The organism is Arcticibacterium sp. (genome assembly GCF_055134445.1).
Genome location: NZ_JBSRVI010000135.1, coordinates 26,936 through 40,874, shown reverse-complemented (window position 1 = coordinate 40,874; position 13,939 = coordinate 26,936). Strand labels below are relative to the sequence as shown.

Below are 13,939 nucleotides of genomic sequence, written 5' to 3'. Positions count from 1 at the left end.
AGCAAAAGAAAAGGCGTGCCGCTGGCACGCCTTTTAAAGAGAGAAATATATTTATTTTCTATTTCTTCCAGCTATCTCTCAAGCCTACCGTCTGATTAAAAACAAGTTTGTTGGAGCTGCTATCTTTATCTAGAACATAATAGCCTTTTCTAATAAACTGAAATTTATCTTCGAGAGTAGCTTCTGAAAGGCTAGGTTCACCATAGGCAGAAAGGACTTCTAAAGAATTTTCATTCAATAAATCCATAAAGTCGCCATCATAGGCATTTACATCCTCTTCTTTAAAAAGCCTATCATAAACTCGAAGTTCTAATGGAACGTTTTGGTTTTGACCAACCCACTGAATCACACCTTTGGTTTTTACGCCGGAAGTGTCTTCGCCACTTTTACTATTTTCTATCAGACTGCACTTTAATTCAATAACTTCTCCATGATGGTCTTTCACAAAATCATCACACTGAATAATGTAAGCACCTTTAAGTCTGACTACGCCACCTGGCTTAAGTCTGAAATATTTTTTAGGTGCATCTTCCATAAAATCATCTTTTTCAATAAAAATCTCTCTTTCAAACGGTACAATACGAGTGCCTCCGTTTTCGTCTTCTGGGTTATTTTCAACAACGCAATCTTCTATTTTACCTTCAGGGAAATTAGTGATGGTTACCTTAAGTGCCTCTGTTACCACCATTACTCTAGAAGAAATCTTATTTAAATGGTCTTTGACAAAGAACTCTAAAAGGCTGGCATCAATAAGATTGTCGCGTTTCGCAATTCCGATTCTGTCGCAAAAATCTCTAATCGATTTTGGCGTGTAACCTCTTCTTCTTAATCCAGAAATTGTTGGCATTCTTGGGTCATCCCAGCCGTTTACATGCTTTTCTTCTACCAGTTGCTTAAGCTTACGCTTACTCATAATGGCATATCCAAGATTCAAACGGGCAAACTCATATTGTTTTGAAGGAAATATTTCAAGTTTATCAATGAACCAATTATATAACTCTCTGTGTGGGACAAACTCTAAAGTACACACAGAATGTGTGATGTTCTCAATAGAATCTGATTGCCCATGAGCAAAATCGTACATAGGATAAATACACCATTTATCACCAGTTCTATGATGGTTGGCAAATTTGATGCGATAAATAACAGGGTCACGCATGAGCATGTTGGTGCTTGCCATGTCAACTTTAGCCCTAAGAGCTTTTGAACCTTCTTTATGTTTTCCCTGACGCATTTCACGGAAAAGCATCAAGTTTTCTTCTACACTTCTTTCTCTGTAAGGGCTATTTGTTCCAGGAACTGTTGGTGTACCTTTCTGAGTAGCCATTTCTTCAGAAGTGCTGTCGTCAACATAGGCAAGACCATTTTCAATGAGGCTTTCCGCGAATTCATAGAGCTTGTCAAAGTAATCTGAAGCATAAAATTCATTGGCCCAATTAAAGCCCAACCATTTTACGTCTTCTTTTATAGAATCTACGTATTCCGTATCTTCTGTAACGGGATTTGTATCGTCAAATCTTAGATTGGTTTGCCCTCCATAACTCTCTGCTAAACCAAAATTTAAACAAATGGATTTGGCGTGACCTATGTGTAAGTAACCGTTAGGCTCTGGAGGAAATCTGGTTAAGATAGCCTCATGTTTGCCAGAGGACAAATCGTTTCCAACAATTTCCTCAATAAAGTTTAAGCTTTTTTCTTTTTCTTCGTTTGCCATTGTGATGTTCTCTCTTCTCGTGCTTTTCTACCTTTTTTTCTATGTCAGACAATGGAAAAGTTAAACGAGCTTATGTATCTCCTTAATTTTAAAACCTAAATTTGGCTTTGTAAGGCGGCAAAATTACTTAAGATTTCCTTAAACAATGTCTATTTCGGATACCTATTTTACGATTTCTAAACCATCGGCAAGTTTATTTAAAGATAAGGGTAGCAAGTTCTTTGCTTTTGCCTTTCCTATAAACGACGAAGACGATGTTAAAAGGTGTCTGGAGGAAACCAAAAAGGCTCATCCAAAGGCTCGCCACCATTGTTTTGCTTATAGAATAGGTACGGACGACGACAATTTTAGATCATTTGACGATGGCGAACCTTCTGGCTCTGCTGGAAAACCCATATTAAATGTTTTACTTTCTCAGAATTTAAGAAACGTTTTGATAGTTGTGGTTAGGTATTTTGGTGGAACACTTTTGGGTGTTCCCGGACTTATCAATGCCTATAAAATGTCCAGCTTGGAATCTCTTCAAGAAACGGAACTGGAAGAAAGAACCATTAACGAAAACTTGATCATCTCTTTCCAAATTCAAAATATGAATGATGTGATGAGAATTATCAAGAAATATGATCTGACTATAATTTCTCAAGACTATACCGATAAATACATTTTAACCTTGGAAGTCAGATTAGGTTTATTAGAAGATGTAAAAGAGGCTGTTTTGGATTTAAGGTTTGTAGAATTGGAGTCTTCCGAGGATTAAGCTTAAAGTTTTGATTCGGGTACGATTATTGAACGGATTGAAGAAGGTTTCATCAAAACCCTTTAACCATATCTTCAATGAAAAATCTGCTTTTCTCCTTTCTAATAATTTTCACTTTCTCATGTTCAAAAGATACGGCTTCAGAAATAGAACCTGAGAAAGAAGCAGGTCTAAATATTGTTGGGACATGGGAGTCGGATATTGTTTTTTCTGTTACGCAGAAACCAGGGAATGCGGTATTGAATTCTACACTCAATTCTCCAGATGGAAGTTTGGTAGTTTTTGATGCTGATGGGAATTTCACGATGACCAAGTTTTCAATAAGAGAATATGGTTTTGATTCCTTTAAGGCTGGAACCATTAAAGGAGTTTATGAGATTGAAGGAGACAAAGTAAAGTTAACCAGTAGTGCATCCGTGATAAATTACTTTACGGCCAAGATAACTAATGTAACCGTACTGGAGCTTGGACTAAGCAAAGAGCTGCTTTTACAAGCTTTAGAAGAAACTAAGGATAAGATTACGGCTGAAAGCTATAAAAAACAAAGTGATTTTATTTCCGTATATGCGTTTTATAAGCAAGAAGCAACATTCACTAAAAAATAAATAGGGTAGTCAAAAACTACCTGTTAGCATATAAGGTAACTTTTGAGTAATGTTTTTTGAGTTTAGGCCCCTCAATCGCTCACAATCTCTGCTCTCCTAAGTGCTTTAGGGATGCCAAAAGCGGCTACGTATTGCCCAGCCATGGGTCTTATCTTTCTATATAGGCTGTTAAGGACTTTTCTTATAGCCTTTGATTTATCGCCGCTTAAGAAATCATTTTCCAGAAACCAGCCTTTATCTCTCGAAATGGCATCTAGGCTATAGGTTTTTAGCATAAGTTCTAAAGCTTCCTTTTCGCGGGAATCTTCCAATCTATCCAGCTTGTTTTTAAATTCTTTATACATGAAGTGCTCCACCTGAGCGGTAGCCAGCGAAACCATGTGCGTTTGTACCCTTAAGAAGACTTCTGATGGGTGGAGTTTCTTTTTTAGGAATTTTCTCATTCGATCTGAGAGACTAAAAAGCAATTTTTGTGCTCTAAATTCGAAAGCCGAATCTAAGAATTCATAACTTAGGATATGCTCAGAGTTGGTATTCCTTACCGTCAAAGGATTTAAATCGCTTACGGTGGTACTTACTCTTTTTAAGACATGTCTGGCCACGGCCATAAAACCTCCATCGTTAAATTCCTGCTTTAGTTCGGTTAACATGCCTTTGGCTACAAGTTGAAGAAGTACATGGTTATCTCCTTCAAAAGTTGTGAATATGTCTGTATCTGCCTTTAAGTCGGCAAATTCATTTTCGGTTAAATAGCCTTTTCCTCCACATGCTTCTCGGCACTCTTGAATGGTATCTGTGGCATGCCAGGATGCGTAACTTTTTAAGCCCGCTGCTAGGGATTCTACTTCTCTTTTGTCGGTGTTCTCATATTCTTCCACAAATTTGTCTCTAAGTGTGTCTAAAGCAAAACTAAGTGCATAGGACTTGGCTATTAAAGGAAATAAGCGTTTCTGATGGGTTGGGTAATCAAGAATTAGCGTTTCATTTGATTCATTGGAAGAATCAAATTGTCGCCGTTTTAGTGCATATTTTATAGCAATGTCCAATGATTTTTTTGCTGCTGTATTAGATGCTAATGCAACAGAAACTCTTCCGCCTACCAGAGCTCCAAGCATGGTGAAGAATCTCTTTGACTCTTTTTTGATGCTGCTTTTATAATGACCTTCTGAGTCAATTCCTCCGTATTTGTCTAAAAGGTTTTCAACAGGAACTTTAACGTTATCAAACCAAATCCTTCCATTGTCCACACCATTGAGCCCCATTTTATAACCATTGTCTTTTACCGTTATTCCTGGTAATTCATGATGATTCTGGTCTCTCAGTGGAACTATAATGGAATGAATACCTTGATTTACCCCGTTGACTATTAATTGGGCAAAAACCGTGGCTACTTTAGAATGCATGGCGTTACCAATATATTCTTTACCTGCCGAATGCGTAGGAGAGTGTATGGTAATGGTTTTACTGTCATGGTTATATGTAGCTGTGGTTTCTAGATCTCTCACATTGCTTCCGTGTCCAGTTTCTGTCATGGCAAAACAGCCTGTTAGTTCTAAAGAACCTGTTTTTTGAAGGTACTTATCATGATGTTTTTTTGTGCCTAACTGAAGAACAGCCCCACCAAAGAGCCCGAACTGCACTCCAAATTTTATCAATAAGCTGATATTTCCTAAAGCCATGGTTTCAAAAACGGCAGTGTTTGCTCCAGGCGAGTTCTCTCCACCGTATTCCGTCGGATAAGCAGAAGCACCAAAACCCTGACGGGCTAATTCTTTGCATTGCTCGAGAATGAGATTCCTGAGTTCATCCTTTTCTCTTAAAGCATAAGGAACCTCAAAGAAAGGATCCATGAGTAGCTTCTTTGTTTTGTTTTTATGTTCAGCGTACTTTCCATCTAATATCTCTTGGAGCTTGTTCACTTCAAAGTCGCCAAAATCATCAACAGGATAATTGCTTTCAGGCTGAATGGTATTATAAAAGGCTATTTGTGATAGCTGATTGTCGATGCCAAGTTCTTTTTCAAGCCTGACAATAGATTCTTTAACCTTGGGGGAATCCCAAATTAGTTCGTCCTTAGCGTTGGATGCGTTTTTTGCTAAATTAATTCCTAATTGAACCAATGATATTTTATGATCGAGATCGGAGTTGGCAGCATTCTCATGTATATCTGAAAGCCATTTTTTGAAAGTGTCTTCTGATGGTGGATTTTTTTGGTCTGTCCACAGAATTAGTTGTTCTTTATCTTCAGAGCTTAGGAAGTCCATACCATTAACAGTCTTCTTAATGATTTTCATTTCTGAAGGACTTAAAATGGAGTCTGACCAACCTACATAAAATAGTGGTAGAAGGCTGTTAATTCCTGGAGAGTAATTCATAGGATTGAGAATTGTTTCCTAAAGATAACGGGGCTATTTAGAAAACAATTATGACGCTGATGAAATCCTTTAATTCTTTATTTTCGAATTGTTTTCCTTTGTAGATCTCACATAACTCTGTATCAATAAGAAATTGTTCCGAGATAGAAATGGGTAAGGTCGTGAAATTTGGATGCTTTTTTGACTTATATGGTCTCGAATTATTATGGGTTGTTTTGCTTATTATAGCAAAGTTTCCATGGCTTTTGGAGTAAGGTATTTAGATCTTTAATGAAGACTTAGAGTATTTGTTTTTGACCCAGGGCATTATAACTTTGGGATGATTAATTCCGGTTTCAAGGTGTGTGACATTAGCGGAGAAAGGGCGATTTTTTGACACCAAAGGCGGGGCTTTGTTTTATTTTCCATGAATGGTTGTTTATAGAAGTCGATTACCTTTTTTAATTATTAAGAAGCTTTATGTTTCCTCGTCCTATGAATTTGGAAAGCGTTTTTAAGTTGAAATGTCTATTATGCTACTTGAGTTTCGCTATCTTTGTAAATTCTAATAATGAGCTCAATGCCAAGAAATATTAAGATTATACCTTTTTTTGTGATGATTATAGCGGTTATGGGCTGTGGTGGTACTTCTGACTATTTTCCGAAACCGAGGGGGTTTAATAGGCTTGATTTACCAAAACATGAGTATCAAGAACTAGCCGAAGAGCATCCATATTCTTTTGAGTATTCTAAAAGTGCCATTGTACAACCAGATACTTTTGGGCAGGCTGAACCACATTGGATAATTTTATATTATCCAGAATTAGAGACGAGAATACAATTGACGTATAAACCTTTAGGAGGAAACTTGAATAAGTTGTCCAAATTAATTGATGATGCTTATAAGTTGGCTGGCAAACATCATGTGAAGGCTGATTCTCAAGTAGAAAAGATATTAACTTTAGATTCTGGGAAAAAGGCCGTAATCATCGAATTGGAAGGTGAAGTACCGAGTCATTTTCAGTTTTATGTTTCCGACACTTCTCAGCATTATCTAAGAGGAGCTTTATATTTGATGGAGCCTACTTTAAACGATTCTTTAAGACCTTTGGTAGATTATTTAAAAGAAGATTGTATTCATCTTTTACAAACATTAAAATGGACTAAATGATACTTTCTACAGAATCGGCTAATTGGCAAATAGTTCATAAGACAAAGAATGCCATGCAGGCGGAATTGCTTAAGAATGAACTTGAAAATAATGAAATCAAGTGTTTTATTGTAAATAAGAAGGATACGATGTATCCTGTTTTTGGTGCTAATATTTTGTATACCCAATCTAAAGTAGCCGAAGTGGCTAAAGTAATAATTGACGTTTTTTTAAATAAGAATGAATCTGAGTAAATATTCTAACCTTACCCAACGCATCATTGCAGCACTAGTTGGGGTTACCCTTATTATCAGCGGAATATTTTATTCTGAATACAGTTTTTGGTTGGTGTTTCTGTTTTTATCAATCATGACACAGTATGAGTTTTATAAACTGGTGGGTTTAAATGGAAACATACCGCTGTCTATTTATGGAACTATTTGTGGTACCGTACTAAATAGTTTAACCTTTTTTGTGGAGAAGGGAGACTGGCCGTTTAAATTTTATTATACCATTATACCATTATTGGCTATTACGTTTTTTATAAAATTATATAAACGTAAGGATCCTAAGCCATTTGAGAATTTAGGTTATACTTTTTTAGGGATAATTTATGTGGCGGTACCTTTTGCTCTGGTTAATGAGCTGGCCATGGAAGCACACCATTATAAGCCTCTTTTAGTTTTAGGAGTTTTAGTTATCCTTTGGGTCAACGATAGTGGTGCTTATTTCGTAGGTACTATGATGGGTAAGCGTAAATTGTTTGAAAGAATTTCTCCGAAAAAGACCTGGGAAGGGCTTTTTGGTGGAGCAATAAGCTCTTTGATTGTGGCGTTAATTTTTTCAAGGTATTACACTTCCCTTGAGCCTTGGCAATGGATGGTAGTGGCAGCAATTATTGTGATAACTGGCACCTTAGGAGATTTGGTAGAGTCGCTCTTTAAAAGAAGTATAGCTATCAAAGATTCTGGAAGCCTTATTCCAGGTCATGGAGGGTTTTTAGACCGGTTTGATGGTCTTTTGCTTTCCATGCCTTTTATTCTTACTTTTCTCAAAATATTCGCTTAATGCGTCAAAAGAAGATACTTTTTGTAATGTGTTTAATGGCTTTTCTGGCCGTTGGTAAAACTTATGCCCAAGGTGAAAAGAAGTTTGTCACCTTTAGTGGTTTTGTGATTGATGGAGATAACGACGAGCCGCTTCCAGGGGCTTATATCATCAATGAGCGGGCTGGTAGGGGTACTTTGACAAATGATAAGGGTTACTTCCTGTTGAACGTATTTCCTGGGGATAGTATCATTTTTAGTTACCTAGGTTTTAAGAAACAATATCATATAATTCCTTCCGATGTGAGTTTGTCTTATTCGGCAGTTGTGGAGCTAAGACAGGATGCCACTATGTTAAAAGAAGTTAAAGTTTATCCATTTAGCACAGAAGAGGAGTTTAAATTAGCCCTGATAGAAATGGAATTACCAAATTCTCGTGAGCGAGCTAATATGGAAGAGAACTTAAGTAGAGAAAACTTAGATAGGGCTTTTGCGATGCAAGGAATGAGTGCTGATGCCAATTATAGATATGCGATGAATCAACAGCTTATGCATATTCAAAGTAGAGGTACTATCACTACAAATCCTTTGACCAGTCCGTTTGCTTGGGCTAGTTTTATTAAGTCTATTAAAGACGGAACGTTTACCAATAAAGCTTGGAAAAAGGGTGATTATATTCCGAAATCGGAAGGATCACGAGATGCCATTATGCGTAGCAGCAATTAGTGGCGTATTAGAAATGATTTTGAGAGGTCACTAGCGAGTTTTTATTTCTTTCCGAACCAGCCAGCATAAGTGAGGTAGTTGTCTGCTGTTCGCATAAATACTTCTCCTGCTTTGTCCGAAACATCTTTAAGGTATTTGGCAGGGTTTCCAACCCAAATTTGACCCGAAGGAACTTTTGTATTTGAGGTAACCACTGCTCCAGCACCAATGATGGAGTTTTTGCCTATTACAGCTCCGTCCATGACGATAGCACCCATGCCTATTAAAACCTCTTCTTCTACTACGCATCCATGCAGTATGGCGTTATGTCCAATGCTTACATTGTCACCAACGATGGTTTTGGTTTTCTCATAGGTGCAGTGAATCACTACACCATCTTGTATATTAACTCTGTTTCCTATTCTAATGCTATTTACATCGCCTCTAAGCACAGCATTAAACCAAACGGTACAATCTTCACCCATTTGGGTATCGCCTACCACAGTGGCATTAGGGGCTAACCATGAAGAAGCTGGAACTGTAGGAGATATGCCTTTTACGGGAAGTAGTAGAGCCATTTTAATTTATTGCTTTAATGTAATGAGCTATTTTTTTGCCATCTTTTATTATTTCTTTGTGAAAGATAAAGCCTTGTTTTGTTAAAACATGAATAGATGGCGTATTTTCCAAATCAACAATGGCTAAAAGCGTTTTAAAACTGCTTAGAGAGGAAGCATAGTTTATTATGGCTTTTAACATTTCTGTTCCGAAACCTTTTTGCCAATAGATAGGAAAAATGGCGTATCCTACTTCCAAGATACCTTCTTGAACTGCAGTGATTTTTACATACCCAATAAAGGTATTATCTTCTCTAAGTTCAGCCTTTATAAACCCAATTTTTGGGTTCTCCTTATTAACGAGAAGTTGATATTCAAATCTCTCTTTAGCATCAGATAGGGATAGTCTTGTTGAAGTAATGTATGTCATTACCTCATCGCTTTGCGACATCTCTAAAGATTCCTTTTCATCTGAAGAGGTAATTTGAGAGAATATTAACCTATCTGAAGAAAACACTAGAAATGTCTTTCGCCCTTTTCTCTTTTTCCTAACATGACAGCACCTGTCATAGCCACAAGAAATAGTATAGATACTAATTCGAAAGGTAATAGATACTTACTGTATAAAAGTGTCCCTAAAGTCTCTATGAAGCCTGTTTTTACCTGATAAGTAGCAGGATTAGTTCTAGGAATGTCGGTCATTCTTATGGCCGCAATAAGAATAAGAGCAATGGTACCTCCAACTATAGTGGCAGCTATCATCACTTTATTATTATGAAGTGCTGGGGCGGTATCTTCCTTAATATTTAGAAACATAACCACAAAGAGGAAAAGCACCATAATGGCTCCAGCGTAAACAATGATGTTTACAACGGCAATGAACTGAGCATTAAGAAGGATATAATGAGCAGACAGGGAAAAGAAAGTAAGTATTAAATAAATAATACTATGAATTGGGTTTTTAGACATGATGGTACCCAAAGCACCAAATAAGGTAACTACCGAAATGACATAAAAAAGCCATTGGGTCGAAGTCATGTTTTGTAAATTATTGATAAAGTCCATTTGACGTCGATATTAGTAATTAACTGGTTTTTGTTGTTCCCAAAGTTTTTGCATTTCCTCTTTGGTCCATGCGTCTCTTTCGTATCTTTCATTCATGTCTTCCACAAGTTGGTCTTTGCCATAAATAACTTGGTCACGACTGGTGAAAACAGGTACAAATTTATCATGTCTTAGATAGACAGCTTCTTTAGGGCACGCTTCTTCACATAAACCGCAAAAAATACAGCGAAGCATGTTTACTTCATACGAAGCGGCATATTTTTCTTCTCTGTAAAGAGATTCTTCTCCTTTCACTCTTTCAGCAGCAACCATGGAAATGGCTTCTGCTGGGCAAGCAACGGCACAAAGACCGCATGCCGTACATCTTTCTCTGCCCTCTTCATCTCTTTTTAAGATATGATGCCCTCTAAATATAGGCCCTAAATATCTTTTTTGTTCGGGATATCTTATGGTTACTTTTTTGGAAAAAAAGTGTTTTAAGGTTATTCCCATTCCTTTCGCAATACCTGGAAGATATGTTTTCTCCGCCAGCGTTAAAGGTGTTTTATCTGTCTTTTTAGCTCTATTGGTTAATTGCATATCAGAGTGTTGCTTTTTTTGTTGAAAACAGAAATGAATAAGCGTAAACAAGAGCAATAAATACAGCTAAGCCTATCCAGTTTACCAAAAATGGTTGACCTGAAAGCTCTGCTGCCGCCGTAATAATAAGATTGACAACGGCCAAAGGTAAAAGTCCTTTCCATCCTAAATCCATGAGTTGGTCATATCTAAATCGCGGCAATGTCCATCTTACCCACATAAATAAGAATATAAAGAAGAAGATTTTCCCGAAGAAGGCCATTGTACCTATTAAAGTTGTAAGATTATGACCTATCGTTTCTCCAAATTGACTTATTAATTGAACAGATACCCAATCCATGCCTGGAAAATTAAAACCACCAAAATAAAGTGTGGCAATAACCGCAGAAGTAATAAACATATTGACGTATTCAGAGAATAGGTAAAGGCCTAATTTCATAGAACCATATTCTGTATGGTAACCTGCAACCAGTTCATTCTCAGATTCTGGAAGGTCAAATGGTGTTCTGTTACATTCTGCAAAGGCACAAACCAAGAAGATAAGAAAACCTAAAGGTTGGTAGAATACATTCCAACTACCACCATGCTGACCTTCTACAATGGTTCTTAGAGACAAAGAGCTAGACATCATAACAATGGCGATAATGGATAAACCCATGGCTAATTCGTAAGAGATGTTTTGCGATGCAGCTCTAATAGCCCCATAAAGTGAGTATTTGTTATTGGAAGCCCAGCCGCCAATAAGAATGCCATAAACACCCAATGATACCACACCAAAAACCCATAAGATACCAATATTTACCTCAATAACCTGAACTAAGATCTTTTGACCTTCATAGATGATACTATTTCCAAAAGGTATTACAGAACTGGTCATTAAGGCGGTTAACATCGCTAGAGCGGGCCCAAAGATAAATAACCATTTGTCTGCTAGGGTAGGGACAAAGTCTTCTTTAAAAAAAAGTTTTCCAGCATCCGCTAGTGGTTGTAAAAGTCCAAAAGGTCCCGCTCTATCTGGTCCAACTCTATCTTGTATATATGCTGCTATAACTCTTTCGAAATAGGTTTCGTATGCAGCTATTGTAAGAGATAGGGCAAAAATGCCGAAAACAATTAAACCTTTTATGATTATAACTCCTTCCATAAAATTAATCTTCTAACAATTTAAAGTCTTCGTTTTTTTCCATTAATGCCTTATAGTCATCAGATTGTTTAATCTCTTCTAGATTTTTGTCATAAGGCCTGCTGTCATCTATATTCTTAAAGTTATGCTGAGCATATTCTAATGCAAAAGCAGGCTTCTTAACCAAGTCAGCTCTATATTTATTGGCAGACATAACAGAATGGCGATCCATTTGGGCTGGACCTTCAATGGTCCAATCTTTTGTTTCTTTTTTCTCAAATCTACAGGTGTTGCAGATGAATTCCTCCACTTCTCCCCATTGATTTTTTTTGCCCGTAACTCTTATAATTTCGTCACCTTTATACCATAAATGTACTTTACCACAGCATTTGTCACAATCTCTATGAGCATCCATTGGTTTCGTAAACCAAACTCTGTTTTTAAAGCGGTATGTTTTATCCGTTAAAGCTCCTACTGGACAAACGTCAATCATATTTCCAGAGAAATCATTATCAATCGCTTGACCGATATAAGTGCTAATTTCTGCATGATCTCCTCTGTTCATAACGCCATGGCATCTACCGTCAGTAATTTGGTCTGCCGTATGCACACATCGGTAGCATAATATACAGCGATTCATATGAAGCTGAATTTTATCACCTACGTCTTCTCTTTCAAAAGTTCTTCTTTCTTCTTCAAAACGCTGCGTTTCCGTTCCATGTTTAAAAGAGAAATCTTGTAAATGACATTCACCGGCCTGATCACAAACTGGGCAATCCAAAGGATGATTGATTAAAAGAAATTCCACTATACCTTTTCTGGTGTCTACGACCTCTTCGTTGGTATAGTTTTCTACAACCATTCCATCTTGGGCTGGCGTAATGCACGATGCCACAAGTTTTGGCATAGGCCTTGGATCTTTTTCTGAACCCTGAACTACTTTAACAAGACAGGCTCTGCATTTTCCTCCTGATTTTTCCAGAGGTTTGTAATAACACATAGCCGGAGGAGCCACTTCTGGTCCAATTTGCCTTGCGGCTTGCAGAATGGTTGTTCCTTGCGGAACCACTGTTTCCACACCGTCTATTGTTACTTTTATAGTGTTTTCCATTATTTAATGGTCATTATTTTATTATCAGAAATGAAACTAGCCACTGCATCTCCCGTAAAAACAGATCCTTTAGGGGTGAAATGGCAGTCGTCATAGAAATATTCTCCGTTATTCGGTATTATTTTATCAAGTCTTAAAACAGGGGCGTCAAGCTTTATAGCGGTCTTTTCCATGTCGCTATTCATTTTGTCCATAGATTTTTGCATAAAATCTTTAGAGAATTTGAAATCTTTGTTCTTGTTCATCCAGTGATATTTTTGAAGCGTTTTGTCTTCAGAAAGCCAAGTAGTAGGCTGAGTCATAAGGATAACTGGAATATCGTTGGCTTTGCATATACCTATGAACGAGGTCACCATTTTCTCATAATAGTCAAAATTGACATTTGGATTACTTCCTAAGGGCAATTCTTGCGTTTGTATCGGAGGTATTAAATGGTCAGAGAAATGAATATCTGTTCCTGGGGGTATAGGTCTATGTTTTCTCTCTTTTAGGTGATCAATTTTTGTAGACTTGGCGTTAAATCTATTTTTAGCATTTATGCCCAATCTAAAAATGGTAGATTTACCTAGTAGCAATTTTGGCCAGCGAATAAGTTCGCTTGAAACAGGAATGTCATTAAACCTTAAAAGGTTATTATCTCCCATCAACACATTTAAATCATTAACCCCCGCGAACAAAATAACCATATCCGGTTTCAAATGTATAACGCGGTTTTGGAGCAAAGAAATATGATCAAACATGGCCGATCCTGCCGTGCCGCCGTTATAGACATTGATAGGCTGTTTCAATGATTCCTCTAAATGTCTCTCGAGTATTTGACACCAGCTTTTTTCGTAAGGGTAGTCATAACCTTGAGTGGTGCTTCCGCCTATGGCATAAATACTAAATTCATCTTTAGTAGTATCTATATCATCATTGTGCCTAAATCCGAAGTTGTTGATATGAATATCGTTTACCAAAGATTCTGTTTCCGGAAAAAGCTCGTTTGGTCTGAAAAGAAATGCAAAATCTGAGTTTCTACGGTTTTGTAATCTAATAACCTCGCCTGTAGTGTACGATTTCACTCTTAAGTGGGCATAGGGATCTGGTAGTTTTATGAAAAAAGATAAAACTACCTCCGCTATCAGGAGGGTAAAAAGAAATACAATTATACTATAGAATAGACCTTTCATT

At 37.1% G+C, this 13,939-nt stretch carries 15 protein-coding genes; 6 read left to right on the top strand and 9 right to left on the bottom strand.

The features are described 5' to 3' along the window. Positions 1-58: 58 nt before the first annotated feature. Positions 59-1,714 (bottom strand): glutamine--tRNA ligase/YqeY domain fusion protein, encoded by a 1,656-nt coding sequence (locus tag ACTBZY_RS17515; protein WP_463047649.1) that lies wholly within the window; start codon positions 1,712-1,714, stop codon positions 59-61. Positions 1,715-1,859: 145 nt separating this feature from the next. Here ACTBZY_RS17515 and ACTBZY_RS17510 point away from each other — a divergent pair, with 145 nt between their 5' ends. Both ACTBZY_RS17510 and ACTBZY_RS17505 read left to right on the top strand, forming a co-directional pair. Continuing rightward, positions 1,860-2,471, top strand: coding sequence for an IMPACT family protein (locus ACTBZY_RS17510; RefSeq protein ID WP_463047648.1), 612 nt, complete (start codon positions 1,860-1,862; stop codon positions 2,469-2,471). 77 nt (positions 2,472-2,548) lie between these two features. Continuing rightward, complete coding sequence (locus tag ACTBZY_RS17505; protein ID WP_463047647.1) at positions 2,549-3,076, top strand: hypothetical protein; 528 nt, start codon at positions 2,549-2,551, stop codon at positions 3,074-3,076. A 71-nt stretch (positions 3,077-3,147) separates the two neighbouring features. On the opposite strand, the gene ACTBZY_RS17500 is transcribed toward ACTBZY_RS17505, so the two are convergent. Next, complete coding sequence (locus ACTBZY_RS17500; protein ID WP_463047646.1) at positions 3,148-5,451, bottom strand: acyl-CoA dehydrogenase family protein; 2,304 nt, start codon at positions 5,449-5,451, stop codon at positions 3,148-3,150. 559 nt (positions 5,452-6,010) lie between these two features. Here ACTBZY_RS17500 and gldD point away from each other — a divergent pair. The 4 genes from gldD to ACTBZY_RS17480 are packed head-to-tail and all read left to right on the top strand — an operon-like array spanning position 6,011 to position 8,352. Beyond that, positions 6,011-6,601, top strand: coding sequence for a gliding motility lipoprotein GldD (gldD, locus tag ACTBZY_RS17495; RefSeq protein ID WP_463047645.1), 591 nt, complete (start codon positions 6,011-6,013; stop codon positions 6,599-6,601). Continuing rightward, positions 6,598-6,834, top strand: coding sequence for a putative signal transducing protein (locus ACTBZY_RS17490; RefSeq protein ID WP_463047644.1), 237 nt, complete (start codon positions 6,598-6,600; stop codon positions 6,832-6,834). The genes gldD and ACTBZY_RS17490 overlap by 4 nt, the downstream gene beginning before the upstream one ends. Next, positions 6,815-7,648 carry a phosphatidate cytidylyltransferase gene (locus ACTBZY_RS17485; RefSeq protein ID WP_463047702.1) on the top strand — a complete coding sequence of 278 codons (834 nt, stop codon included), beginning with the start codon at positions 6,815-6,817 and terminating at the stop codon, positions 7,646-7,648. The genes ACTBZY_RS17490 and ACTBZY_RS17485 overlap by 20 nt, the downstream gene beginning before the upstream one ends. Continuing rightward, entirely contained in the window at positions 7,648-8,352 is a 705-nt protein-coding gene (locus ACTBZY_RS17480; RefSeq protein ID WP_463047643.1) for a carboxypeptidase-like regulatory domain-containing protein, read from the top strand. Before ACTBZY_RS17485 ends, ACTBZY_RS17480 begins: the two co-directional genes overlap by 1 nt. 41 nt (positions 8,353-8,393) lie before the next feature. On the opposite strand, the gene ACTBZY_RS17475 is transcribed toward ACTBZY_RS17480, so the two are convergent. From ACTBZY_RS17475 to ACTBZY_RS17445, 7 genes are read right to left on the bottom strand one after another with little or no spacing between them, the layout of a single operon-like run. Continuing rightward, the gene (locus ACTBZY_RS17475) at positions 8,394-8,909 is read right to left on the bottom strand and encodes a gamma carbonic anhydrase family protein (protein ID WP_463047642.1); all 516 of its coding nucleotides are present in this window, start codon (positions 8,907-8,909) and stop codon (positions 8,394-8,396) included. A gap of 1 nt (position 8,910) precedes the next feature. After that, the gene (locus ACTBZY_RS17470; protein ID WP_463047641.1) at positions 8,911-9,405 is read right to left on the bottom strand and encodes a GNAT family N-acetyltransferase; all 495 of its coding nucleotides are present in this window, start codon (positions 9,403-9,405) and stop codon (positions 8,911-8,913) included. After that, positions 9,405-9,953: an NADH-quinone oxidoreductase subunit J family protein gene (locus ACTBZY_RS17465; RefSeq protein ID WP_463047640.1), complete on the bottom strand. Its 549-nt coding sequence runs from the start codon at positions 9,951-9,953 to the stop codon at positions 9,405-9,407. The genes ACTBZY_RS17470 and ACTBZY_RS17465 overlap by 1 nt, the downstream gene beginning before the upstream one ends. A gap of 12 nt (positions 9,954-9,965) precedes the next feature. Further along, positions 9,966-10,532, bottom strand: a complete 567-nt coding sequence (locus ACTBZY_RS17460) for a NuoI/complex I 23 kDa subunit family protein (RefSeq protein WP_463047639.1) — start codon at positions 10,530-10,532, stop codon at positions 9,966-9,968. A 1-nt stretch (position 10,533) separates the two neighbouring features. After that, complete coding sequence (gene nuoH / locus ACTBZY_RS17455) at positions 10,534-11,676, bottom strand: NADH-quinone oxidoreductase subunit NuoH (protein WP_463047638.1); 1,143 nt, start codon at positions 11,674-11,676, stop codon at positions 10,534-10,536. A gap of 4 nt (positions 11,677-11,680) precedes the next feature. Further along, positions 11,681-12,766: an NADH-quinone oxidoreductase subunit G gene (locus ACTBZY_RS17450; protein ID WP_463047637.1), complete on the bottom strand. Its 1,086-nt coding sequence runs from the start codon at positions 12,764-12,766 to the stop codon at positions 11,681-11,683. Further along, complete coding sequence (locus ACTBZY_RS17445) at positions 12,766-13,938, bottom strand: SGNH/GDSL hydrolase family protein (RefSeq protein WP_463047636.1); 1,173 nt, start codon at positions 13,936-13,938, stop codon at positions 12,766-12,768. The genes ACTBZY_RS17450 and ACTBZY_RS17445 overlap by 1 nt, the downstream gene beginning before the upstream one ends. Position 13,939 lies beyond the last annotated feature (1 nt).

Coding starts and splice junctions, on each gene's coding strand:
- ACTBZY_RS17515 (WP_463047649.1), bottom strand. CDS start 1,714: ATGGCAAACGAAGAAAAAGAAAAAAGCTTAAACTTTATTGAGGAAATT.
- ACTBZY_RS17510 (WP_463047648.1), top strand. CDS start 1,860: ATGTCTATTTCGGATACCTATTTTACGATTTCTAAACCATCGGCAAGT.
- ACTBZY_RS17505 (WP_463047647.1), top strand. CDS start 2,549: ATGAAAAATCTGCTTTTCTCCTTTCTAATAATTTTCACTTTCTCATGT.
- ACTBZY_RS17500 (WP_463047646.1), bottom strand. CDS start 5,451: ATGAATTACTCTCCAGGAATTAACAGCCTTCTACCACTATTTTATGTA.
- gldD (WP_463047645.1), top strand. CDS start 6,011: ATGCCAAGAAATATTAAGATTATACCTTTTTTTGTGATGATTATAGCG.
- ACTBZY_RS17490 (WP_463047644.1), top strand. CDS start 6,598: ATGATACTTTCTACAGAATCGGCTAATTGGCAAATAGTTCATAAGACA.
- ACTBZY_RS17480 (WP_463047643.1), top strand. CDS start 7,648: ATGCGTCAAAAGAAGATACTTTTTGTAATGTGTTTAATGGCTTTTCTG.
- ACTBZY_RS17475 (WP_463047642.1), bottom strand. CDS start 8,909: ATGGCTCTACTACTTCCCGTAAAAGGCATATCTCCTACAGTTCCAGCT.
- ACTBZY_RS17465 (WP_463047640.1), bottom strand. CDS start 9,953: ATGGACTTTATCAATAATTTACAAAACATGACTTCGACCCAATGGCTT.
- ACTBZY_RS17460 (WP_463047639.1), bottom strand. CDS start 10,532: ATGCAATTAACCAATAGAGCTAAAAAGACAGATAAAACACCTTTAACG.
- nuoH (WP_463047638.1), bottom strand. CDS start 11,676: ATGGAAGGAGTTATAATCATAAAAGGTTTAATTGTTTTCGGCATTTTT.
- ACTBZY_RS17450 (WP_463047637.1), bottom strand. CDS start 12,766: ATGGAAAACACTATAAAAGTAACAATAGACGGTGTGGAAACAGTGGTT.
- ACTBZY_RS17445 (WP_463047636.1), bottom strand. CDS start 13,938: ATGAAAGGTCTATTCTATAGTATAATTGTATTTCTTTTTACCCTCCTG.